The organism is Proteus sp. fly-1013 (assembly GCF_040140245.1).
In the GTDB taxonomy this organism is placed as follows: domain Bacteria; phylum Pseudomonadota; class Gammaproteobacteria; order Enterobacterales; family Enterobacteriaceae; genus Proteus; species Proteus mirabilis_B.
In genome coordinates this window covers 42,550-66,291 of sequence record NZ_JBEEWD010000006.1, presented here as the reverse complement: position 1 = coordinate 66,291, position 23,742 = coordinate 42,550, and the positions used below count along the sequence as shown (strand labels likewise).

The following is a 23,742-nucleotide window of genomic DNA, read 5'->3' as shown; positions in this document are numbered from 1 at the left end:
TGACGAAAAACGCCTTTGAAAATAATATCGAGGGCGTTTTTATTTATCGTTGTTTATTACTGTTCTTGTAATTCTAACTCAGCAATAACAGGAAGATGATCACTTGCATCCGACCATTTAAATATTGCTGAATCTTGTGGGATTGTCATATTTTTGATATCCCAAACTTGTCCTTTAAACGTAAAGATATGGTCGATATCGATGGCTGGATTAATTGCTGGCCATGTACGTTTATCACTATTTGGTTTTTCAACAGGGTTCCAAAAATAGTTAATTTCTTGGATTGGTTGTTCATTGGCAGTAGAGTTAAAATCACCCGCCAATATTTTTATTGATGTTGAAATATTATCAAAGCCTGTCTCTGTATCGCCAATTGCAGCATCTAATATATGTCTTACTTGACCGATACGAATAGTGGGATCTTTTTGCCAATCAAGGTGTGTTCCCATAATAATAATCGGTGAATCAAACCCTGGTTTAGTAATCTGTGATAATAAAACAATACGTTGTTCTGCATTACCAGAAGGCAGATTAACCACCTGTGATTTATCAATTTTGTATTTTGATAAAATACCAACACCATATTGCCCACCATCAAAATCGAGCGCTTTACCAAAAGCAAACTGCATATTATTGGCTTTTGCTAATTCTTCAAGCTGGTTAATATTTTTACTGCGTGCTGTTTTATTATCAACTTCAGTGACAACAATAACATCAGCATCGATATTTTTGATTGCTTGGTTAAGCTTGTCAAAATTGGTGACATCCGCTGAAACTTCATTTTTACCAATGTTATAGGTAGCTACTTTCAGTGTCGGTTTATTATTTTGATACACCTTATTGGGTGTACCGCCTGATTGTACAGCAAGGATTTCTGAGCCTGTGGTATTTGCTACTGCCATTGATGACAGTAATACGCCAGTGCTGACTAGGATAGATATTGCACTTTTTTTCATAATTTCCCCGAAAAATAAACAGAATGCTAATGGATGATCAACAATAAACTATCACACTGAAAATATGACGCAGTGATACAATCCACAAAGTTATTTCGAGATGCAAAAAATCAACCTGATATCGTGGCATTAAAAGCCCTTAGAGCTAAGGGGTAGATTTAGCCTAGTAATAATATCACTATAAAATAGTACCGATTTTATTTACTTTTAATTTTCAAATAACATTCCATTACGTTATAAATACTTAATATTATTTTTAATTTAAAATAAAAACAATGACATTTACTATCTCTAGCATTTAAATTTAATATATTAAAGACTAATAATATTAAATTGGGTTACGTATTATTACTGGAATAAAAATTTATTTTTTGTGAATTTCACCTTAAGAATAAAATCAACACATTGATAATTAGCATCTTGCTTGCTATAACTAAAATTATCAAATAAAAATATAACTTCTAGTTATAAAGACAATAAATAAATTTTATTATCTTTAAAATGAATAAGTAAGATCTTTTTTATCATCTTCTGAAGCAGGGTTATAACAGACAAGGACAGCAATATTATAAAATTAGTATCACGAAAAGGATAACCCATGTTATTACATCAACTGAAATTTCCCTTACTGTTTATTTTGAGTTCCACCCTATTAACCGGCTGTTTGTCCTTAAAAGAAAAAGCCGCGATTAAAGCGGAACAGGATAGAGCTGAGCAACAACGTTTAATCGACGAAGAAATTAAAAGTTATGACCCACCCGCCGTGATTTATCGTATTGATGACCACCGCTTTTTTACCTTGGAGAAATATAATGAAAGGCGAGAAGGGATCACCTATTACAACAATACAAAGAACAATATCCATCAAGAAATATTATACGGATCAGCTTGTTTATACCAAGGACGCCTAATTTGGGCAACCGAACGCGATGATGCTTTAGTTTTCCCTGCGGTACTGAGTCGAAGAACAGATCAATGCGCAGGCACTAAATGGGGTTGTGTTAACGCGATCCTTGTTACCCTTGATGGTGGAAAAAACTTTAGACCCACAAATGCAGGTTTTGGTATTCATACTGATCACCCCGGTTACTACTCTTCTTTTTTCGACATCATTGTCACAGATGAGGGATTTTATTTAGGAAAAACAACGGTCAGTCGGCGGAAAACTAACGATGAATTAGCCAACCCTTGGTGGCGTATCATTTATTTTGATCCTACTGATTCTAATTATGTCCATAGTAGTTGGGGGGAAGAAAAAAGCCCACCTGAAGACTTAAAAACCCCCTCAGGGCAAACCCGTTTTGATTGCAGTGCCCCTTCTATTTACCCTATTTCACAGGCGGAAAAATGATGAGCAATCGAGACCAGCCCCGTTAATTAGCACCACCAAACTTTCTAAGAAAGAAGAAGGCAAAAAGTCAATAAAGCCATTCACGATAACAGCTAACGTCAATCGCTTTATTTAATTATTCACTTTGTTGTTTTCAATAAAACGGTATCACGAAAAGGATAACCCAATGTTATTACATCAACTGAAATTTCCCTTACTGTTTATTTTGAGTTCCACCCTATTAACCGGCTGTTTGTCCTTAAAAGAAAAAGCCGCGATTAAAGCGGAACAGGATAGAGCTGAGCAACAACGTTTAATCGACGAAGAAATTAAAAGTTATGGCCCACCCGCCGTGATTTATCGTATTGATGACCACCGCTTTTTTACCTTGGAGAAATATAATGAAAGGCGCAGTGGTTCAACTTATTACAACAATACTCAAAAAGGAATACACCAAGAAATTATTCGCTCCTCGGCTTGCCGTTACCAAGGTCGCTTAATTTGGGCAACCGAACGCGACGATGCTTTTGCTTTTCCGGGGGTATTGAGTCGTGTGACCAGTCGTTGCGCAGGAACAAAAACAGGTTGCGTTAACGTTATTCTTGTTACTCTTGATGGTGGAAAAACCTTTATGCCCACAAATGGCGGGTTTGGTGGCAATACTGATTATCCCGGGCCTAGATCTGCTAAATTCGATATTATCGTGACTGATAAAAGCTTCTATTTAGGAGAATCTCCATTTTCTCGTTTAAAAAATGACGGACTTGATGATCCTTGGTGGCGAAAATTTTATTTTGATCCTACCGATTCTAATTATGTTCATAGTAGTGTGGGGGATAAAGAATCTCCCTCTCCAACACTAAAAACTCCCTCAGGACAAACCCGTTTTGATTGCAGTGCCCCTTCTATTTACCCTATTTCACAGGCAGAAAAATGATGAGCAACAATAATCCAACTCGTTGGCTAAAACCTAAAGAGTGCCTTGATGGCAGTCAAGAATGGCGTTCTATCACTCATGCTGCCAATATTGGTGGAGAAATCCATGTTAAACCCCACTTACCTGGAATTATTATTTTTGTTCATGGCGTTAATTCAGAAGGGGAATGGTATGAAGATGCAGAAATTCAACTTTGTGCAGGTCTTAATGAACGCTTAAATTTAACTCATACACCTTATAGATTAAAAGAAAATAAATATTACCAACCTAAATTTATCTTAGATAAGAAAAATTATGATAATAGCCATTATATTTATGAAGAGCCTATTCGAACATTAACCGAGTTGGGTAATTCCCCTGTGATACGTTTTTATTGGGGATATCGTGCAACCGATGATGATTTAGGGCAATACTGTATTCCACTAAAAAATAAAGAAGGAGAAAGCTATCATCGCTTAGTTAATGAAATACTTAATCCTGAATACAGTCATAAAGATGAAAAATATTGGACACCCGAAGATATAAAAAAATACAATATTGTACAAGAATACCATTATCTGCCTTATCGTAAAAAACGTCTCTTTATTAATGAAAAAATTAAACATAAAGGCCCTTTTTTCTGGGGTGGAGGACCATTTCAAAATGGATGTAATAATTTAGTCAGTTTATGGAGCGAACACGGTTTTAGTAATCTCGCCATGTTATGGACAGTGATCCCTACCCCTATCCCTTTTAATGTACAAGCCTTTAACCCCGAATCAGATCGGTTATTAACAAAGTCTCCTCCTCGTCACTATTATGCTCATGCTGTAAAACGGCTAGCCAATTTAGTCAAGAAAATACGTGAAAACAACCCCTATGATACTGTTACTGTTATTTCACACAGCCAAGGCACGATGATAGCGTTAGCCGCCGCAGCGATTGAAGCCCCTGATAGCCTCTTTGTTTTAAACTCTCCTTATGCCACAAAAGATAATTTCTTAAATAGTTACTCTTATGTTTACAATGAAAACATTAATGAAGCACATCGAGAAGCAACCCTAAAAGAAATTATTGATAAAATCGCAAAGAATAAAAATCGATTAAAGGGATCGCCTTGTGGATATTCAAGTCTAGTTGTTGGGGAAAGTGAAGATAAAAAAAGTTGGACTCCTGATGTAATAATATATAAAGGAAATAAGCTTGATATTAGAGATAACGAGAATAAAGAAAATAAAAAAAATATCGAAATAAATAAAGAAAAATTCACTAAAGGTGAGTTTATTAAAGAAAGAGATAATCACGGACGGTTCTATATTTATTGTAATCCGCACGATCGTGTAATGGGATCATCACCGTTAGAAAGTATTGGTTGGTGCCCACTTCCTAATACTGAAGAAAGAGGACAAATACAGCATCATCCATTATTTGCCCTTGAGCATCCGCCCTATATCAGAATGTTAGCACGTAATACGCCTTGTGGTGGAAAACCTAATCCAAAAACTATATTTACTGATGCAAATAGACGATTCAGTGATGGTAATATTTTTTGGGACAGCAATACCAAAACATTAGAAGGCTTCGCATGGCCTGAGCCTTCAGCTAATATTTCACTAAATATTAATGCTCCAGAAGTACCTCATCCTATTACAGCAGCAGAATTGACAACCTTTGATGAAGATTTTGCCGTAATAGAAAAAAAAGAGGAAGAACCAGCCCCTGAAATTAATATAGATGCTGATAACCAGAAAAAAGAGATACCTTTAGGTCAAGGTTATGGACAAATTCTTTATGATGATGAATTAGGCATCTACACTCCAAAAGATGCCGAATATTACTTCTATAAAGATCTCTATTCTTATCAACATCGTATTTGGGTAGAACTCACTCCAGAAGAGAAAAAAGTACTCAAGAATAATCGACTATTAGATCCTCAAGATCAAAATGCAACCACAAAGTATGAAACCGTAGAAGAGATGAGGAAACGTATTCGTGAATATAACCAACGCCCAACAGACCATGGTACATTACCAAGAAATTCACTGTTTCTTCGTCGCGTAGTCACTTATGACTTACCTATTGGTTATTGTGAAATAGGCAGAAGCCCAGAAAAAATGGATGAGTTAAGGAAATATGCGGATTGGCTAAGTGGCTTAGATATCTATATGGAAAAAGGTGAATTAGATTTACCAAAAATTCCAGATATCATCGAAAAGCCATTAAAGAAAAAATAACAATAAATGCCCAACATTATAAATCTTAAAAATAAGAAGCCCGCGTGAATTTATTCAAACGGACTTCTTCTCTTATCAATACTTATTGATTACATTAAAGCGGATCTACTTTTAAGCAAGAGACTGCGTGGCGGAAGCTTCCTTCTAATAAAGGACGTGTTTTCGCACATTCTTCATCAGCCATCGGACAACGTGTACGGAATATACAGCCTGATGGTGGATTAATCGGAGAAGGTAATTCTCCCTCTAATAAATCAATATGCTTGTTACGCTCTTTATCGGGATCAGGAATAGGCACTGCTGACATTAGCGCTTTGGTATAAGGGTGTAATGGATGATGATAAACTTCATCATAAGTCCCTAATTCCACCGCGTGTCCTAAATACATCACCAATACACGATCTGAAATATGTTTTACCACTGCCAGATCATGCGCAATAAAGATCAAAGATAATCCCATCTCTTTTTGAATATCTTTCAGCAAGTTCACCACTTGAGCCTGAATTGATACGTCTAATGCTGAAACGGGTTCATCACAAATCACTAATTTAGGCTCTAGAATTAACGCGCGAGCAATACCGATACGTTGGCATTGTCCACCAGAGAATTCGTGTGGGTAGCGGTTGATTAAGTTTGGCAATAATCCGACTCGCATCATCATTGCTTTGACTTTTTCAACCACTTGCGCCTGTTTCATTTTAGGATGATAAGTTTTAAGCGGTTCGGCAATAATATCGCCAATCGTCATTCTTGGGTTTAAGGAAGCCAGCGGATCTTGGAATATCATCTGGATATCTTGGCGAATATCTCGCCATTGCTTATTCCCCATTCCCAGTAAATCATTACCTAACCATGAGACAGTTCCACCAGAGGCTTTGACTAAACCAATAATGGCACGCGCAAACGTTGATTTACCACAACCAGATTCACCAACAACACCGAGTGTTTCACCTTCATATAGGCGCAGAGTGACACCATCGACAGCTTTTAGGCTTTTTTTCGCTTTCCAAAACCACTGTTTATTATCTTGAACATCGAAATAAACCTTTAAGTCATTCACTTCAAGAATAACTTTTCTATCTTGTAATGTGGCTTGCGTCATACCAATTCCTCCACCGCTTTAAAACAGGCACGTAATCGCCCTTGTGCAAATTGCTCTAATTGAGGTTCACTCGTTAAGCATTGCTCTGTTGCATATTGGCAACGAGGTTGGAATGGGCAGCCTTTTGGCAAACGTAATAAATTAGGCGGGTTACCCGGAATGGTAGCGAGCCGCTCATCTTCGCCGTCTAAACGCGGAACAGCTTGTAACAAGCCGATAGAGTATGGATGTGAGGGTTGATAGAAGATATCACGCGCTTTACCGTACTCCATAGTACGCCCTGCATACATTACCAATACTTTATCGCAAATACCCGCAACCACCCCCAAGTCATGGGTGATCATAATAATCGCGGTATTTAAATCATTCTTAAGCTCATTGAGTAAGGTCATGATTTGTGCTTGAACCGTCACATCAAGTGCTGTTGTTGGTTCATCTGCAATTAAAAGTTTTGGTTTACAAAGCAATGCCATAGCAATCATAACACGTTGGCGCATACCACCTGAAAACTCATGAGGATACATGCTCATACGTTTATGGGCTTCAGGCATTTTTACGGCATCTAACATACGCACTGATTCCGCATAAGCATCATTTTTGCTCATGCCTTTATGAAGCATTAATACTTCAATAAGCTGCGCACCCACTTTCATATAAGGGTTTAATGAGGTCATTGGATCTTGAAATATCATGGATATTTCTTCAGCGCGCATTTTATTAAATTCACTTTGGCGAAGATTTAAGATCTCACGACCATTAAAATTGGCACTACCCGCTGTACGACCATTTTTAGCCAATAATCCCATTAACGCGAATGCGGTTTGTGATTTACCTGAACCCGATTCACCAACAATCCCTAAGGTTTCACCTGCTGATAATTCAAAGTTGAGTTTATTAACGGCAGTAACATCACCATCTGCGGTACCGAAAGTCACGCTGAGATCTTTAACACTTAATAACGACTTGCTTGTTGAATTTGTCATTTTGTTCTCCTTAACGATCTTTCGGGTCTAATGCGTCACGTAAGCCATCACCGATAAAGTTAAAGCAAAACAGTGTGACAACTAAGAACGAAGCCGGGAAAAGTAATAACCAAGGAGAAACTTCCATTGAGTTTGCACCATCACTTAATAGTGCTCCCCAACTACTTAATGGCTCTTGTGTTCCTAAACCTAAGAAGCTTAAGAAGGATTCAAATAAAATCATGCTAGGCACTAGTAAAGAGGCATAAACCACCACCACACCTAATACGTTAGGTACGATATGTCTTAGTACGATATTACGTGATGACACACCACAGACTAATGCAGCTTCAATAAACTCTTTACGTTTTAGACTTAAGGTTTGTCCTCTTACAATACGCGCCATATCGAGCCAAGATACCATTCCGATCGCAACGAAAATCAGTAAGATATTTTGACCAAAAAATGTCACCAATAAGATAACAAAGAACATAAATGGGAATGAGTTTAAGATTTCCAGCAAACGCATCATCACAGAGTCAACACGTCCACCAATATAACCTGCCATTGCGCCATACAGCGTACCCACAATAACAGCAACAAAGGCAGCAGCGATACCGACCATTAATGAAATACGCCCACCAATCGCAACACGGACGAGTAAATCGCGCCCAGATGAGTCTGTACCAAAATAGTGAGAAGAGGCAAAATCAGGTGCCATTGACATCATTTCCCAATCTGTATCGTCATAAACAAAAGGCGATAACATTGGGGCAAAAATAACAAATAATAAAATAAAGAAAAGTAATACTAGGCTCGTGATAGCCGCTTTATTGTGCATAAAACGACGACGAGCGTCTTGCCATAAACTACGGCCTTCAATATCTAGCTGCTCCGAGAAATTCCCCAGAGCTTCGCTGTTTTCCTTCAGTGATAACATAACGCGCTCCAGTGTCTATTAATAACGAATTTTCGGATCAATAACAGCATATAAAATATCGACAATCGCATTAAAGAAAATCGTTAATGCACCTACGATAATGGTTAAGCTTAATACCAATGAGTAATCACGGTTTAAAGCACCATTAACGAATAATTGTCCGATACCCGGCAATCCAAAGATGGTTTCAATAACCATTGAGCCCGTAATAATACCGACGAATGCAGGTCCCATATAAGAGATAACAGGTAGCAACGCAGGTTTTAAAGCATGACGCAGTACAATTCTTTTCATCGGCAAGCCTTTCGCTTTTGCCGTTCTAATAAAGTTTGAGTGTAAAACTTCAATCATTGAACTACGGGTAATACGCGAGATACTGGCGATATAAGAAAGCGACAGCGCAATCATAGGTAGCAACATATATTGCACAGCACCGCCGTTCCAACCACCAGCCGGTAGCCACCTTAGCGAGATAGCGAAAATAAGAACCAGCAGTGGTGCGACAACGAAACTCGGTATTACAACCCCCGTCATGGCAAAAGTCATGACGGTATAATCCCATTTGGTGTTTTGATTCAGTGCGGCTATCACGCCTGCCCCCACACCTAAAATGACAGCAAAAATAAATGCCGACAGCCCTAATTTAGCTGAAACAGGGAATGCTTTACCGACTAAGGTGTTTACACTGTAGTCTTTATATTTAAAAGAAGGCCCTAAATCCCCTTTCGACAATTGAATTAAATAATCGAAGTATTGCTTATAAATGGGATCGTTTAAGTGATATTTCGCTTCAATATTTGCCATAACCTCCGGTGGAAGTTTCCTTTCCCCTGTAAAAGGGCTACCGGGTGCTAAGCGCATCATAAAAAACGAAATCGTTATTAGAATAAATAGAGTCGGTATCGCTTCTAAAAAGCGACGAAAAATAAATTTGAGCATTGCCCGTTCCTATAACACAAACCTATTCAGGCGTGACGATAAAAAGACCTTGCCTTAAAAAAGACAAGGTCTCGCCCGATTACTTAGCAATAATGTACAAGTCTTTAGTATGTAAATTATCTAATGGATCTTTACCTGAATAACCACCCACATAAGGTTTAACTAAACGGGTGTTTACATAGTAGTAAAGTGGAACTATTGCCGAATCTTTATCTAATACGCCTTCAGCTTTTTGATAAATAGCGGCACGTTCGTCATCAGATTTCACACGTAAAGACTCTTTGATCAATGCGTCAAATTCTGTGTTTTTATAGTGAACGGTGTTGTTACTGCTGTAAGACAACATCATGTTTAGGAATGAAGAAGGTTCGTTATAATCTGCACACCAGCCCGCACGTGCAACATCATAAGTTCCTTGATGACGTGTATCTAAGAAAGTTTTCCACTCTTGGTTTTCAAGAGATACATCTGCACCTAAGTTTTTCTTCCAAATTGAAGAGGCAGCAATTGCCACTTTTTTGTGAAGATCAGAAGTGTTGTACAGCAGTTTAAATTTCAGTGGGTTGGCTTTGTTATAGCCCGCCTCTTCTAACAATTGGCGTGCTTTTTCATTACGTTGTTCTTGAGTCCAAGTCGCAAACCACTCTGGTTTACTCTCTTTAATGCCGTCAGTAAATGGAGGGGTAAAGCCGTAAGCCGGAATATCACCTTGGTTTTTCACTTTATAAGTGATGATATCTCTATCCATTGACAGCTTAAGTGCTTCACGAACACGCGGATCATTAAACGGTGCTTTCTCATTATTAATTTCATAATAATAAGTACATAAATATGGGCTTATGCGCAATTCATCTGGGATCTCTTTTTTCAGTTTTTGGAAAAGTTCGATCGGTAAATTGCTATATGTCATGTCGATTTCACCCGCACGATAGCGGTTTACGTCGGTAACTTCTGATGAGATAGGTAGGAACGTGACTTTATCAATAACGGTACTTTTGTTATCCCAATAAGTTGGGCTACGCTCTAAAACAATACGTTCGTTGACTGTCCAGTCTTTTAAATTATAAGCGCCGTTGCCGACGAAGTTAGCTGGTTGTGTCCATTTTTCGCCAAATTTTTCAATGACTTTTTGGTTAACTGGCGACATGGAGGAGTGAGCTAATAATTTTGGTAAATAAGGCACTGCTTCAGATAAAGTGATTTCTAATGTGTTGTTATCTAATGCCTTAACACCTAATTCTGTGGCTTTTTTCTTACCCGCAATAATATCGTCGATATTTACGATATGCGCATATTGCAGATAGCTTTCATAAGGAGATGCAGTATTAGGATCAGCTAAACGTTGCCAGCTATAAACGAAATCTTGTGCTGTGACAGGCTCACCATTTGACCATTTAGCGCCTTCACGAATTTTAAATGTCCAAACGGTGAAGTCTTTATTTTCCCAACTAGTTGCAGAGCCCGGTAAAATTTCACCATCTGGACCAACAATAGTCACGCCTTCAAAAAGATCACGTGCCAATGCAGATTCAGGAACACCTTCGATTTTATGAGGATCAAGCGATTGTGGCTCAGAGCCGTTATTACGTACAAGCACTTGTTTTTCAGCTAATTTCACCCCGTCTGGAACAACGGCAGCATTAGCCGTTAATGCTGATAATCCAAAGATTGCGCTTATTGCAATCGCCAACGCACTCTTTTTAGTTAAATTACTCATCTTATAAAATACTCCCAGTTAGTGAGTTGGTTGTTAGACAACCATTCTGTGATGTTCAGTTGTGTTTTAGAACGGTTTACACAACTTATTGTTTTTACAAAAAATAAATCAATCTTGCTTATTTGCTATCAGTGCTTAATTGCCTGATAGCATTATAATTTTTTATGCCGCTATCTTTTTTGTGTAGCTCTTTATTGTTTTACTACTTTTTAAGTTACTTTTAATGGTTCAAATCGCACATAACTATAGAATTTCGATAATTTACCAGTTTTAGTTATCTGCCTTTATAAAATAGCGCTTTAAGTCCGTATAATCAAAGGGGTCTTTACCTGTAAATCCGCCCACTTTTGGACTAACTAATCTAACACTGACACGATAATAGACAGGCACTATCGCCGAGTCCTTGTCTAGCAAGGCTTCAGCGCGTTGATAGAGTTGATGACGAGCCCCTTTATCTACTGCGATTAAGGCATTATTTAATGCATCATCGTAATCATTATTTTGATAAAAGACGGTATTTAGACTGCTAGTGGAAAGAAATGAATTTAAAAATGAGGTAGGTTCATTGTAATCTGCGCACCACGTTGCTCTTGCAACTTGGTAATTACCTTGATTACGATTTTCTAATGCAGTTTTCCATTCTTGGTTTTGCAAAGTCACATTTGCACCAATACTTTTTTTCCACATTGACGCTGCCGCAATTGCCTGCTGTTTATTTTGTTCTGAAGTATTGTAGAGCAAAGTAAAAGTCAGAGGATTTTGCCCATCAAATCCTGCTTCTTTTAATAATTCACGCGCCCTTTCATTACGTTGTTGTTGTGTCCAATAAGCCCATTTAGGGGCTTTAAAATTACCGTTGCCAATAAAGGAAGGTGTAAAAGAATAAGCAGGTATTTGCCCTTGCCCCATTATTTTTTCAGCAATGACTTCTCTATCAAGAGTCAGTTTTACTGCTTCTCGAACTCGTGGATCATCAAAAGGGGCTTTTTTATTATTTAATTCATAATAGAAAGTACATAAATACGGTGTGACATGTAAATTCTTTGGTTGTTCCTGCTTCATTTTTTTATAAAGAGCAGAAGGAATTGCGCTATTAGTGATATCGATTTCACCACTGCGATAGCGATTAACATCACTGGTTTCAGAGCTTATTGGTAAAAATATGGCTTGTTCAATAATGGTATTTTTATTATCCCAATAAAGTGGATTACGCTTTAAAGTCACTTTTTCATTCACAACCCAATTTTCAATAACATAAGCCCCATTGCCAACAAAGTTTTCAGGACGAGTCCAATTCACACCATATTTTTCAACAATCTCTTTTTTAACGGGCTTCAACGGTGTGTGACTGACCATATCAATTAAATAAGGAATTGGTTTGGTTAAATTGACTTGCAAAGTGTGAGGATCTATTGCTTTCACACCTAATGTTTCAGGGGATTTTTTACCACTAAGAATATCTGCAATATTTTCAACATAAGCATATTCGAGATAACTGGCATAAGGTGAACCCGTTTTAGGATCTACTACTCGACGCCAGCTATAAACAAAATCTTCAGCAGTAACTGGAGAGCCATCACTCCATTTTGCATCTTCTCGCAAATAGAATGTCCACACCTTGTTATCATCTGTTTCCCAGCGTTGTGCAACGCCCGGCATACTTTCACCATTCGGCCCAACATAAGTCAGCCCTTCTAATAAATTTAAAATAATATTAGTTTCTGGTGCGCCTTCTACTTTATGCGGATCAAGAGATGAAACCTCAGTTCCGTTATTAATTACAATATTCTGTTGTTTTGCCAGAATAGTACCTTCAGGAAGAGTGACGGCATGAGAAAAAAAGGAGGTTAAGACAAGTGACATAATACTGAGTGGAAACACTGTTTTTAACGTAACTTTATTTTTCATGGGTACCTCTCCTAATAAACAATAATTTATAGCGGGGTCGCTCAATTAACGTTAGGTATCGTTGTTAAATTTTGATTGTAATATTTGTGGCTCTTAGATATTTGCTGATATTAACGAGATAAAAAATGATAACAACACCTTTCTTTTTTACACTTATCGTAAATTTTGTCAATTAATGCGGTATTCTTATCACTTAACTTTATTGAGCCCTCTAGCGTTCTATCTTGAGAAAATAAAAAATACATATCGAGAAAGGCAAAACAACAAATAAACATTAAATTAACATCATGCAAGTTTTATAGATAGAAAACCTACTTAGCTCACAAAATTAATATAATTAGGATGGGTTTTAACCGACTTGCAGAACTTTATGATGCTTCGTTTGTAAAGAGTTTCTCTTTGAAATTAATTATAAATAACAATAAATTCATCTTTAGACTGAATAATAATTCCAATTTAAAAATATTTATAGATTATTAAATATTCACTTTTATTGTTTATTTTTAAAATTTAATCTAGATGTTTAATTGAAATAAAAATAAAAAATTTTTCATTTATATTTCTATGAGTTAGATAAAAAACCTCTTTAATATACATCTCGAATATTAAAGAGGTTTTTAATTTTTAAATAATAACTTCAATTTTTTTCAGCTATTGAGCCGATTTTGATTGAAACCATTGTAGCTTCTCATTCAATGAGACGACCTCTCCCACTATAATCAGTGCAGGGCTTTCCATTGTTTCTGCCATCTCTGCCAATTGACGCAATTGGCCAACAATCACTTTTTGTGTTGTTAACGTCCCTTTTTCGATAATAGCGACAGGCATCGTCGCACACATGTTTTGGCTAAGGAGCATTTGCTGAATATAAAGGGCTTTGCTTAATCCCATATAAAACACCAAAGTTTGATTTTTTTGTGCAATACATTGCCACTGCGCTTCATTTAACCCTTTGCCATGCCCCGTAATAAAGCGAACACTTTGCGCATAATCTCGATGTGTTAAAGGAATACCCGCATAAGTCGTACAACCTGATGCCGCCGTAATACCGGGGATCACAGAAAATGGAATATGATGTTCAATCAAGGCTTCTAGCTCTTCACTACCTCGACCAAAAATAAAGGGATCGCCCCCTTTTAATCTCACTACTCGTTTTCCTGCGGTAGCTTCTTTGATTAAAATTTGGTTAATCTCATCTTGAGGAACACAGTGAAAACCAGCTTGCTTACCAACATAAATACGTTGTGCATCTCTACGAACTAATGCCATAACATCATCGGACACTAATCTATCGTAAACCACTACATCAGCTTGCTGGCACTGCTGTAAACCTTTAATGGTCATTAACCCTGCATCACCCGGCCCTGCGCCAACTAAAACAACACTGCCTTGAGGTTGCTGATTTTCAGATAACAGTGCGCTAATACGTCGCTCAATACCGTCGTCTCTTTGCGCTTCTATTTCGGCTTGTAATGTTTTATCTGCAAAAAATTGCTCCCAAAAATAACGTCTGGCACTCATCGATGAAAAACGTTGTTTTATTTGCTCACGTAACTTTCCAGCAAGTTGTGCTAACGCACCTAGATAATTAGGGAGTAACTGCTCAATTTTTTCTCGCAAAATACGAGCGAGTACAGGTGCTTTTCCGCCCGATGAAATCGCCACCACAATAGGAGAGCGATCGATAACAGAAGGCATAATAAAACTGGCTTGCTCTGGTGAATCCACCACATTACAAAATATCTGTTTCTCTGTTGCCGATTGAAAAACCTGTTGATTCACTTGTTCGCTATCTGTTGCAGCAATAACAAGCCATTTCCCAGATAAATGAACCTCATTAAATATTCCTGTGATACAGTTTAATTTTTGCTCAGTGTGCCATTGCATAAACTGCCCTGTAAACGAAGGCGCGATAACAGAAATAATAGCTCCCGCTTCCATAAGCAATCTCGCTTTACGTTCAGCAATCTCACCGCCTCCCACTAATAAACAAGGTTTATCTTTAAGCTGACAGAATATTGGAAAGTAATCCATATTCGTTCCCCTATTTATTGTGATGACGCATTACGGCTACGCACGCTAACCGTGTTACCTTCAACCTTGACATCAAAATGCATGATCGAGAAATTCTCATCTTCAAGGCAGAAACCATCCGTTAAACGAAAATGCTGTTTTTTTAGCGGACTGACGATATACAGCTCATTTTCATGTTCAGCAATTAATCCTCGTGATAAAACACTAGAATGTGCAAAGGGATCGATATTGCTTAACGCATATAAACGCGCATCAGAATAAGGGCGAAATATGGCAACGTGATCTTGTTCCACCAGCGCACAAACACCTGTTCCCGGAGTAATATCATCTAGTTGGCAAACCGCTATCCATTGACTCATGATTGCGCCTCCTCAGTGACCAATTTGATATCAATACGTTCATGTAAACGTGCGGGACGATGTTGAAATCGTTCTTTTACCGTTTGCACTGTCGGATCAGGCATTGGATTATTAATAAAGTGGGCAAAACGTTTTAATGCTTTTGGAGAATCAACTGTTTCTTTCCATTCACAAGCAACGCGTTCTTGTAAAGTTTTAAGTTCTTTTTCCAGTTGTGCATTTAAGCCTAATTTGTCGTTAATAATGACATCACGTAAATATTCAATGCCACCTTCTAAATTATCTAACCACACTGAAGTGCGTTGCAGTTTATCGGCGGTGCGAATATAAAACATCATAAAGCGGTCGATATAATGCACTAACGTTTCCTCATCGAGATCAGAAGCAAAGAGATCTCCGTGGCGTGGTTTCATACCACCATTTCCACCGAAATAGAGGTTCCAGCCTTTATCTGTGGCGATAATACCAACATCTTTGCCTTGTGCTTCAGAACATTCACGAGTACAGCCTGATACGCCAAATTTCATCTTATGAGGTGTTCTAATACCTTTATAGCGATGTTCTAATGCAACGCCCAAACCTACACTGTCACCAACACCGAAACGGCACCAACTGCTGCCTACACATGTTTTTACCATACGCAGTGCTTTCGCATAGGCATGACCTGTTTCAAAACCTGCGGCAATCAGTTTTTCCCAAATAGCGGGCAAATCCTGTTTGTGCGCACCGAACATCGCCATTCTTTGCGAACCCGTAATTTTGGTATACAAATTGTATTCTTGAGCGATTTGCCCAATAGCGATAATACCTGCTGGGGTAATTTCACCACCAGGAGAGCGAGGAATAATGGAATAAGTCCCATCTTTTTGCATATTCGCGAGAAAGTTATCGTTAGTATCTTGCAAAGAAACTAAATCATCACGCAAGATATACTCATTCCAACATGAGGCAAGCAATGAGCCGACTGTTGGTTTACACACTTCACAACCATAGCCTTGACCGTGTTTTTTCAGCAGCTCATCAAAGCTTTTCAGTCCTTCTACACGAATAAGATGATAAAGCTCTTGGCGAGAATAGTGGAAATGCTCACAAAGATGGTGATTAACTTCAATACCTTGTTTGGCTAATTCTGCATTTAAGACTTGAGTCACCAGAGGAATACAACCACCACAGCCTGTACCTGCTTTAGTTTCCGCTTTAATGGCAGCAACTGTATGACACCCTCGTTCAATTGCTTGAATAATGTCGCCTTTTGTAACATCAAAACATGAGCAGATTTGTGCCGTTTCAGGTAGTGAATCAACACCGATTGCCGGCTTACTTCCAGCATGTGCCGGTAAAATCAAAGAGTCTGGGTGCTCTGGTAACTCAATGGTATTAAGTGATAGTTGTAAGAGATTGCCGTAATCTTCGGTATCACCCACTAAGACAACACCTAATAGGTATTTATTATCTTCGCTAACGATCAGGCGTTTATAAATTTCTTTGCCTTCATCCAGATAGATATAGCTACGACATCCTGCTTGATTTCCATGAGCATCACCGATACCGCCCACATCGACACCAAGAAGTTTTAATTTTGCACTTAAATCGGCACCCTGAAAGACAGAGTGATGTCCTAATAAATTATCAACGGCAACTTGTGCCATTTTGTAGCCAGGCGCTACTAAACCGAAGGTTTTATTTTGCCAAGATGCACATTCACCAATGGCATAAATATCAGGATCTGTTGTTTGGCAATAATCATTAATAACAATACCGCCTCGTGGGGCAATATCTAAATCACATTGACGAGCTAACTTATCTTTCGGGCGAATACCTGTGGAAAACACAATAAAATCAACTTCTAGAGATGTACCATCTGCAAATTGCAGTGTTTTACGTGCATTTTCTCCAGTTGATAATATTTCTTGGGTATTTTTGGAGGTATGCACTTTTACACCCATACGCTCTATTTTTCGCTTAAGTTGCTCACCACCTAATGTATCCAACTGCTCTGCCATTAAGGTTGGCGCAAACTCGATAACGTGAGTTTCAATACCTAAGCTTTTTAGCGCACCGGCGGCTTCTAAACCTAACAATCCACCACCAATCACTGCCCCTTTACGACTAATACGTGCGCAGGATTCGATAGCGTTTAAATCTTCAATGGTCCGATAGACAAAACAATCCGGTGAGTTATTTCCCTTAATTGGAGGAACCCACGGATAAGAGCCTGTTGCCATCACTAATTTATCGTAACTGACACAACGCCCTGTATTAGTGTGTACCACTTTTTCGTCACGATTAATGGTTATCACGCGCTCACCAATTAATACGTCTATTTGGTGTTTTTCGTAATAACCTTGTTTAACTAAGGAGAGTTCTTCTGCGGTGTGATGTGAGAAATAAGAAGAGAGATGGACTCTATCATATGCAACGCGAGGTTCTTCACAAAAGACGACAATATTAAATTCTTCATTGCCACCTTTATCAATCAACTCTTCGATATAACGGTGTCCCACCATACCGTTACCGATGATTGCGAGTGTTTTCTTGCTCATTTTTGCCTCAGATTTAAAGATTTCTAAGGCTAAAATACGAAACTACTCATAAGAGATATTGATGGATATCAAATACAGCTTAATCAATTCAGCTACTACAACTTAATAGTCAATGAGTTACTACTAAAGGAGTATTTCATCATCATATTCTTGCGGTTAATTATTCTTCTACCATAATTAATTTTAGCTACTTATAACGAAGAGTTATATGTAAGCGTAATTAAAACTTTGCGCATTGGTCACGTTTTGCCTAAGTTAATTTCACAAAGTAATAATAATTAGAGCGTGTTAACCTTTTTTGCTTATTTTTACAGCAAGAAAACCGTGTAAAGCAAACGACTCAACGAGTATGGACATTGATTGCCATTAACAATGTCCACTTAAGATAAAAACAAGTGTTGGTTGAAAGCTGCCTTACAGGTTCGATTAAAAGACGTTTTACTCATTTTATTCTGCGTTGATAAACACTAGCTTAGTTCACTAGACTAGTGTTTATCGCCTTGCCTAAAATGCTTTTAATTCGAATAAAAATTGACCATAAAAGGCTAACACGCTCTAATAAGTTATTGACATAACGATTTTAGCTACACCGTTTCAGGGAGCGTCTCATGAAAGCAAAATTATTATCATTATTCGTTGTGGGTGCCCTTTCCGTACCGGCATTTGCAGCAACACCTGCTAATACATTAATTGTGGTACAAGGGCTTGATGATATTGTCAGCCTTGATCCTGCTGAAAGTAATGAACTATCCAGTATTCAAACTGTACCTAGTTTATATCAACGCATTGTTCAACCTAATCGTGATAATCCAGAAATTAATGAACCGATTTTAGTTGAAAGCTGGCAAGCGAACCCTGAACAAAAAACAATCGTATTTAAAATTAAGCCAGATGCAAAATTTGCATCAGGTAACGCTGTACGTCCTGAAGATATTATCTTCTCTTATCAGCGTGCGATCACCATGAACAAATCACCTGCTTTTATTCTAAATGTGTTGGGTTGGAAAACTGATAACATTCATTCACTGCTGAAAAAAGTCAGTGATAATGAATTAGAAGTACGTTGGACTGCTGATGTCAGCCCTGATGTTGTGCTAAATATCCTTTCAACGCCAATTGCTTCTATTGTTGATGAAAAACTGGTTTCCGCTCATATTAAAAATAATGACTTTGGGAATAGCTGGCTGAAGATGAATTCAGCAGGAAGTGGCGCATATAAAATGCGTGCTTATCAACCACGTCAAGCTATTGTGTTAGAAGCTAATCCACTTTCGCCAACTGGCGCACCTAAAATCGCAAATATTATTATTAAAAACGTGCCTGATCCGGCATCACGACGTTTATTAATTGAAAAAGGTGATGCGGATATTGCACGTGACTTAGGTACAGACCAAACGGCGGCTCTAGCGGGTAAAGCGGGTATCAAAATTTTAGATATTCCTTCTGCTGAACAAGTTTATATGGCTTTTAATACCGCCAGCGGAAACCCTGCGCTGAGTAACCCCGCATTTTGGGAAGCCTCTCGTTATTTAATTGACTACAAAGGCATTACTGAAGATTTAATGCGTGGTCAGTATTTTATTCACCAAAGCTTTTTACCTGTGGGTTTGCCGGGTGCACTAAAAGATAACCCATTCACTTTTGATCCCGAAAAAGCCAAAGCAATTTTAGCTAAAGCGGGTATTACCAATGCACGCTTTACGTTAGATGTTGAGAATAAAGTTCCTTACATCACTGTGGCGCAATCTATTCAAGCAAGCTTTGCTCAAGCAGGTGTACAGGTCGATTTATTACCCGCAGCAGGTAGCCAAGTGTATAGCCGTGTACGCGCTAAACAACATCAAGCAGCCATTCGTTTTTGGATCCCTGATTATTTTGATGCGCACTCAAATGCCAGTGCCTTTGCTTATAACGATGGGCAATCCAATACTGTGGCTTGGTTAAATGGCTGGAAAATTCCGGAATTAAGCCAGCAAACATTGTCTGCACTTAATGAAGCGGACAAAACAAAACGTCAATCGCTCTATACTGAAATGCAAAAAGAGTTACAACGTAGTTCACCTTATGTGTTTATTGACCAAGGTAAAAATCAGATAGTCATGCGCGATAACGTCAACGGTTATGCGCAAGGTCTAAATGCAGATATGGTCTATTATGACAAAGTAACTAAGTAACTAAGTAACTAAGTAACTAAGTAACTAAGTAACTAAGTAATATTTTTTCCTGAAACCATCCACAGTCATGTTACTGTGGATGGTCTATTTTTTGTCATTTCACTAGGCTATTGCTGTATGAATACTGCTATGACGTTACCTATTCGTCTAAAAGGTCAGTTAATTACCTTTGCTCAAGGAATATTGACTCTGGTGCTGACTCTTTTAGGGCTTCTTGTCATCACTTTTACGCTTTCTGCTCTTTCACCGGTCGATCCTGTCTTACAAATTGTTGGTGATCACGCAAGCCTCGAAACCTATAACCAAGTAAAACATGAGTTAGGGCTGGATTTACCTATCTACATGCAGTTTTTTCATTATGTAGAAGCGCTGTTGCAAGGGCATTTAGGTACAGCAACATCTACAGGTCAACCCGTTCTTGATGATTTGTTAGCGACTTTTCCCGCCACATTAGAATTAGCAACTGTTGCATTATTGATTGGTGCCAGTCTGGGTATTTTATTCGGCGTTTTGTGTGCGCGTTTTGTGGGAACACCGCTCGATTTTATTTTGCGAATTCTGACGTTATTAGGTAGCTCAGTCCCTATTTTCTGGCTAGGTTTGATTTTGCTATTGATCTTCTATGCCACATTACAATGGACAGCAGGTCCTGGGCGATTAGACGATATCTATCAATTCACTATTGAACCCGTAACGGGTTTTGCACTCATTGATACATTATTAGCTGGCGATAAAGATGCTTTTTTTAATGCGTTATCACACCTTATTTTACCCGTTTCTTTATTAGCATATTTTGCCCTTGCTTCTATTACTCGCTTAACTCGTTCAGCCTGTTTAAACGAAATGAATAAAGAGTATGTCACGTTAGCAAGAGCAAAAGGTATTGGTGAGTTGCGTATTCTTTTTTATCACGTACTGCCTAATATTCGTGGTGTCTTAATGACCATTATCGCCTTGTCTTACACTGGCATGTTAGAAGGTGCCGTATTAACAGAAACGGTCTTTTCTTGGCCGGGAATTGGTCGATATCTCACAACCGCGCTTTTTGCGGGTGATACCACAGCCATTATGGGCGGTACTTTAATTATCGGTTTATGCTTTGTCTTTATTAATAATATGACCGATATTGTTATTCGTTTGACTGATCCGAGGCTCCGCTAATGTCATTTCCATTTTTAAGAAAAATAGCGCGTTCGCCTTCCGCATTTATCGGTTTATCGTTGCTTATTGTCCTGTTAATTATTGCTATTTTTGCACCTTGGTTAGCTCCTTACGATCCGAATTGGCAACATGCTGCCCAACGTTTATTAGCACCCAATGCTGAACATTGGTTAGGCACAGATAATTACGGACGCGATATTCTTTCTCGTCTTATTTATGGTACTCGCCCAATGCTGGGTTTAGTGGGGCTGGTGGCGCTTATTACGCTACCTTTAGGATTATTAATTGGGATTTTATCTGGGTATTACGGTGGTTGGACTGAACGTATTTTAATGCGATTCACTGATATTGTGATGTCGATGCCTTCTCTTATTCTCGCCTTCGCCTTTGTCGCAATGTTGGGGCCTGGTCTGCTAAATGGTGCATTAGCACTGGCTTTAACGGCATGGCCGGCTTATGCACGACAATCTCGTAGTGAAATTCAGCATTTACGCAATAGTGATTATCTTGCTGCTGCCGAAATGATGGGAATTAAAGGTATTCGACTGTTATGGGGACATATCTTACCACTATGTTTACCGTCAGCCATTGTACGTTTAGCGCTGAACTTAGCCGTGATTATTCTCGCTGCAGCTGGATTAGGCTTCCTTGGATTAGGTGCTCGCCCACCGATGGCGGAATGGGGAGCGATGATCGCAGAAGGTATGCCCGTTATTTTTGATCAATGGTGGGTTGCGGCTATTCCGGGTACGGCAATTTTAATCAGCAGTCTGGCATTTAATTTATTGGGTGATGGATTACGTGATGTATTGGGAGATACCCATGAATAAAACACCATTAATTGAGGTAAACAACCTCTGTATCGACTTTCCAAAGGCGAGAGTTGTCAATAATGTCTCTTTTACTTTGAGGCAAGAACGTTTGGCGGTTGTTGGTGAATCTGGCTCTGGCAAATCAATGACCGCTCGTGCATTAATGGGGCTTGTTCGTCAACCGGGAAAAGTCAGTGCAGAGATACTCAATTTACAGGGAAATAATCTATTAGATTTTTCGTCTCGCCAATGGAATAACATTCGTGGTAATACGATTTCAATGGTATTACAAGATCCTCGCTATGCATTAAATCCTGTAAAAACTATTTATCAGCAAGTAGAAGAGATCGTAAAACAACATCAAAAGCTTTCACGCCAAGACAGGCGTCAACTTATCATCGATACTCTGCTGTCTGTCGGATTACCTGAACAAAATATTTATCGTTATCCCGGTGAATTATCAGGTGGTATGGGGCAACGAGCGATGATAGCTATTGCGCTAATTAATAACCCTACTATTTTAATTGCTGATGAACCGACATCTGCACTTGATGCTCAGCTTCGCCATCAAATTCTTGAACTGATCACCACTCAGTGTGAACAACGTAACATGGGCTTATTACTGATTAGCCATGACTTACCCCTTGTTGCTGAGTATTGCGAGCGCGTAATGGTGATGTATCAAGGCGAGCAAGTTGATGAACTCGATGCTAAAGCGTTACCGACTGCCACACATCCTTATACTCGTACCCTTTGGACATGTAGACCTAATGCAAGCACTTATGGCACTCAATTGCCCGTATTAGATAGAACGCTTAATTTTAAGGGGCTACATCATGCTAATTGATATTCATGATTTACATGTTCAATTCGAACAAGGTAAACAAGCAAAGCACGTTGTAAAAGGGATCAATCTACATGTTCAACAAGGCGAAACCTTTAGCTTAATTGGTCGTTCTGGTTGTGGAAAATCGACTGTTTTGCGCGTGATAGCAGGATTATTGCCAAATTGGCAAGGTGATATATCGCTTCTAGGGCAAACAATTAAACCTCAACAACGTTTTCAAGGAACATTACGCCGTAATATACAAATGGTATTTCAAGATCCCTACGCCTCTTTACACCCTCAACACCGTATTGAACGTGCGTTTTCTGAACCTTTAAAAATTCACCAAATTCCTTTTGATAAAGAGACAATTGAGCAAGCATTAGCCCAAGTTGGTTTGCCTGCCGATGTGACGAGTCGTTATCCTCATCAACTTTCGGGTGGACAACGTCAACGCGTCGCCATTGCAAGAGCCCTTTTATTGCAACCTCAACTATTACTGTTAGATGAACCAACTTCAGCGCTAGATATGTCGGTGCAAGCCGAGATCTTAAACCTGCTTAACACGCTGAAAAAACAACATAATATGACTTATTTACTTGTCAGCCATGATGCTGATGTTATCGCACATATGTCGGATAGAGCGGCATTAATGGAAAATGGTGAATTGACACAACATTATGATCGAGATGCGTTATCAAAAGGAATACATCGTCTCGATTGAGATAAAAGAGAATAAATAAAAGAAAGGAACCGAGCAGTATTACGTTATTAATACTGCTCTTTTTAATAGTACTATTTAGTCGTACCGTTTTTTAAGTGTTCTGCG

Annotated in this window: 18 protein-coding genes; 8 read left to right on the top strand and 10 right to left on the bottom strand. The window is 38.6% G+C overall.

Annotated elements, in window-relative coordinates:
* Positions 1 to 56: 56 nt before the first annotated feature.
* Positions 57 to 956 (bottom strand): endonuclease/exonuclease/phosphatase family protein, encoded by a 900-nt coding sequence (locus ABN236_RS12525; RefSeq protein ID WP_349474121.1) that lies wholly within the window; start codon positions 954 to 956, stop codon positions 57 to 59.
* 598 nt (positions 957 to 1,554) lie between these two features.
* Between ABN236_RS12525 and ABN236_RS12520 the strand changes: the two genes are divergently transcribed.
* The 3 genes from ABN236_RS12520 (at position 1,555) to ABN236_RS12510 (ending at position 5,436) form a co-directional block, all read left to right on the top strand.
* A complete protein-coding gene (locus ABN236_RS12520) occupies positions 1,555 to 2,307 on the top strand; it encodes a T6SS immunity protein Tli3 family protein (protein ID WP_349474120.1) in 753 nt (250 codons plus the stop codon).
* Between the two features lie 166 nt (positions 2,308 to 2,473).
* Positions 2,474 to 3,223, top strand: coding sequence for a T6SS immunity protein Tli3 family protein (locus ABN236_RS12515; RefSeq protein ID WP_349474119.1), 750 nt, complete (start codon positions 2,474 to 2,476; stop codon positions 3,221 to 3,223).
* Positions 3,220 to 5,436 (top strand): T6SS effector phospholipase Tle3 domain-containing protein, encoded by a 2,217-nt coding sequence (locus ABN236_RS12510; protein ID WP_349474118.1) that lies wholly within the window; start codon positions 3,220 to 3,222, stop codon positions 5,434 to 5,436. The genes ABN236_RS12515 and ABN236_RS12510 overlap by 4 nt, the downstream gene beginning before the upstream one ends.
* A 94-nt stretch (positions 5,437 to 5,530) precedes the next feature.
* Here the strand turns inward: ABN236_RS12510 and oppF are convergent, their stop codons facing one another.
* The 9 genes from oppF to nirB all read right to left on the bottom strand — a co-directional run bounded on the left by oppF (position 5,531) and on the right by nirB (position 17,940).
* The gene (oppF, locus tag ABN236_RS12505) at positions 5,531 to 6,538 is read right to left on the bottom strand and encodes a murein tripeptide/oligopeptide ABC transporter ATP binding protein OppF (protein WP_036936438.1); all 1,008 of its coding nucleotides are present in this window, start codon (positions 6,536 to 6,538) and stop codon (positions 5,531 to 5,533) included.
* Complete coding sequence (locus tag ABN236_RS12500; RefSeq protein ID WP_088495381.1) at positions 6,535 to 7,521, bottom strand: ABC transporter ATP-binding protein; 987 nt, start codon at positions 7,519 to 7,521, stop codon at positions 6,535 to 6,537. The genes oppF and ABN236_RS12500 overlap by 4 nt, the downstream gene beginning before the upstream one ends.
* A 10-nt stretch (positions 7,522 to 7,531) precedes the next feature.
* A complete protein-coding gene (oppC, locus tag ABN236_RS12495) occupies positions 7,532 to 8,440 on the bottom strand; it encodes an oligopeptide ABC transporter permease OppC (protein WP_023581989.1) in 909 nt (302 codons plus the stop codon).
* An 18-nt stretch (positions 8,441 to 8,458) separates the two neighbouring features.
* Positions 8,459 to 9,379 carry an oligopeptide ABC transporter permease OppB gene (oppB, locus tag ABN236_RS12490; protein WP_069368989.1) on the bottom strand — a complete coding sequence of 307 codons (921 nt, stop codon included), beginning with the start codon at positions 9,377 to 9,379 and terminating at the stop codon, positions 8,459 to 8,461.
* A 79-nt stretch (positions 9,380 to 9,458) separates the two neighbouring features.
* A complete protein-coding gene (gene oppA / locus ABN236_RS12485) occupies positions 9,459 to 11,096 on the bottom strand; it encodes an oligopeptide ABC transporter substrate-binding protein OppA (RefSeq protein ID WP_099075552.1) in 1,638 nt (545 codons plus the stop codon).
* A gap of 270 nt (positions 11,097 to 11,366) precedes the next feature.
* A complete protein-coding gene (locus ABN236_RS12480; protein ID WP_349474117.1) occupies positions 11,367 to 13,004 on the bottom strand; it encodes an ABC transporter substrate-binding protein in 1,638 nt (545 codons plus the stop codon).
* A gap of 651 nt (positions 13,005 to 13,655) precedes the next feature.
* Positions 13,656 to 15,038 (bottom strand): siroheme synthase CysG, encoded by a 1,383-nt coding sequence (gene cysG, locus ABN236_RS12475; protein WP_349474116.1) that lies wholly within the window; start codon positions 15,036 to 15,038, stop codon positions 13,656 to 13,658.
* A 14-nt stretch (positions 15,039 to 15,052) separates the two neighbouring features.
* The gene (nirD, locus tag ABN236_RS12470) at positions 15,053 to 15,397 is read right to left on the bottom strand and encodes a nitrite reductase small subunit NirD (protein ID WP_088495377.1); all 345 of its coding nucleotides are present in this window, start codon (positions 15,395 to 15,397) and stop codon (positions 15,053 to 15,055) included.
* Positions 15,394 to 17,940, bottom strand: a complete 2,547-nt coding sequence (gene nirB, locus ABN236_RS12465) for a nitrite reductase large subunit NirB (RefSeq protein WP_349474115.1) — start codon at positions 17,938 to 17,940, stop codon at positions 15,394 to 15,396. Before nirB ends, nirD begins: the two co-directional genes overlap by 4 nt.
* 608 nt (positions 17,941 to 18,548) lie before the next feature.
* Between nirB and ABN236_RS12460 the strand changes: the two genes are divergently transcribed.
* The 5 genes from ABN236_RS12460 to ABN236_RS12440 all read left to right on the top strand — a co-directional run bounded on the left by ABN236_RS12460 (position 18,549) and on the right by ABN236_RS12440 (position 23,637).
* Entirely contained in the window at positions 18,549 to 20,114 is a 1,566-nt protein-coding gene (locus ABN236_RS12460; protein ID WP_088495375.1) for an ABC transporter substrate-binding protein, read from the top strand.
* Between the two features lie 117 nt (positions 20,115 to 20,231).
* Positions 20,232 to 21,275: an ABC transporter permease gene (locus tag ABN236_RS12455; protein WP_088495374.1), complete on the top strand. Its 1,044-nt coding sequence runs from the start codon at positions 20,232 to 20,234 to the stop codon at positions 21,273 to 21,275.
* A complete protein-coding gene (locus ABN236_RS12450; RefSeq protein WP_349474114.1) occupies positions 21,275 to 22,105 on the top strand; it encodes an ABC transporter permease in 831 nt (276 codons plus the stop codon). The genes ABN236_RS12455 and ABN236_RS12450 overlap by 1 nt, the downstream gene beginning before the upstream one ends.
* Positions 22,098 to 22,934: an ABC transporter ATP-binding protein gene (locus ABN236_RS12445; protein ID WP_349474113.1), complete on the top strand. Its 837-nt coding sequence runs from the start codon at positions 22,098 to 22,100 to the stop codon at positions 22,932 to 22,934. The genes ABN236_RS12450 and ABN236_RS12445 overlap by 8 nt, the downstream gene beginning before the upstream one ends.
* On the top strand, positions 22,921 to 23,637 hold the full coding sequence (locus ABN236_RS12440) for an ABC transporter ATP-binding protein (RefSeq protein ID WP_349474238.1): 717 nt from the start codon (positions 22,921 to 22,923) through the stop codon (positions 23,635 to 23,637). The genes ABN236_RS12445 and ABN236_RS12440 overlap by 14 nt, the downstream gene beginning before the upstream one ends.
* Positions 23,638 to 23,742 lie beyond the last annotated feature (105 nt).

Bases quoted from the DNA above. Each gene is read 5' to 3' on its own strand.
- nirB (WP_349474115.1), bottom strand. From the start codon at position 17,940: ATGAGCAAGAAAACACTCGCAATCATCGGTAACGGTATGGTGGGACAC.
- ABN236_RS12450 (WP_349474114.1), top strand. From the start codon at position 21,275: ATGTCATTTCCATTTTTAAGAAAAATAGCGCGTTCGCCTTCCGCATTT.
- oppA (WP_099075552.1), bottom strand. From the start codon at position 11,096: ATGAGTAATTTAACTAAAAAGAGTGCGTTGGCGATTGCAATAAGCGCA.
- oppC (WP_023581989.1), bottom strand. From the start codon at position 8,440: ATGTTATCACTGAAGGAAAACAGCGAAGCTCTGGGGAATTTCTCGGAG.
- ABN236_RS12480 (WP_349474117.1), bottom strand. From the start codon at position 13,004: ATGAAAAATAAAGTTACGTTAAAAACAGTGTTTCCACTCAGTATTATG.
- ABN236_RS12525 (WP_349474121.1), bottom strand. From the start codon at position 956: ATGAAAAAAAGTGCAATATCTATCCTAGTCAGCACTGGCGTATTACTG.
- cysG (WP_349474116.1), bottom strand. From the start codon at position 15,038: ATGGATTACTTTCCAATATTCTGTCAGCTTAAAGATAAACCTTGTTTA.
- ABN236_RS12520 (WP_349474120.1), top strand. From the start codon at position 1,555: ATGTTATTACATCAACTGAAATTTCCCTTACTGTTTATTTTGAGTTCC.
- ABN236_RS12455 (WP_088495374.1), top strand. From the start codon at position 20,232: ATGAATACTGCTATGACGTTACCTATTCGTCTAAAAGGTCAGTTAATT.
- ABN236_RS12445 (WP_349474113.1), top strand. From the start codon at position 22,098: ATGAATAAAACACCATTAATTGAGGTAAACAACCTCTGTATCGACTTT.
- nirD (WP_088495377.1), bottom strand. From the start codon at position 15,397: ATGAGTCAATGGATAGCGGTTTGCCAACTAGATGATATTACTCCGGGA.
- ABN236_RS12500 (WP_088495381.1), bottom strand. From the start codon at position 7,521: ATGACAAATTCAACAAGCAAGTCGTTATTAAGTGTTAAAGATCTCAGC.
- oppF (WP_036936438.1), bottom strand. From the start codon at position 6,538: ATGACGCAAGCCACATTACAAGATAGAAAAGTTATTCTTGAAGTGAAT.
- oppB (WP_069368989.1), bottom strand. From the start codon at position 9,379: ATGCTCAAATTTATTTTTCGTCGCTTTTTAGAAGCGATACCGACTCTA.
- ABN236_RS12510 (WP_349474118.1), top strand. From the start codon at position 3,220: ATGATGAGCAACAATAATCCAACTCGTTGGCTAAAACCTAAAGAGTGC.
- ABN236_RS12460 (WP_088495375.1), top strand. From the start codon at position 18,549: ATGAAAGCAAAATTATTATCATTATTCGTTGTGGGTGCCCTTTCCGTA.
- ABN236_RS12515 (WP_349474119.1), top strand. From the start codon at position 2,474: ATGTTATTACATCAACTGAAATTTCCCTTACTGTTTATTTTGAGTTCC.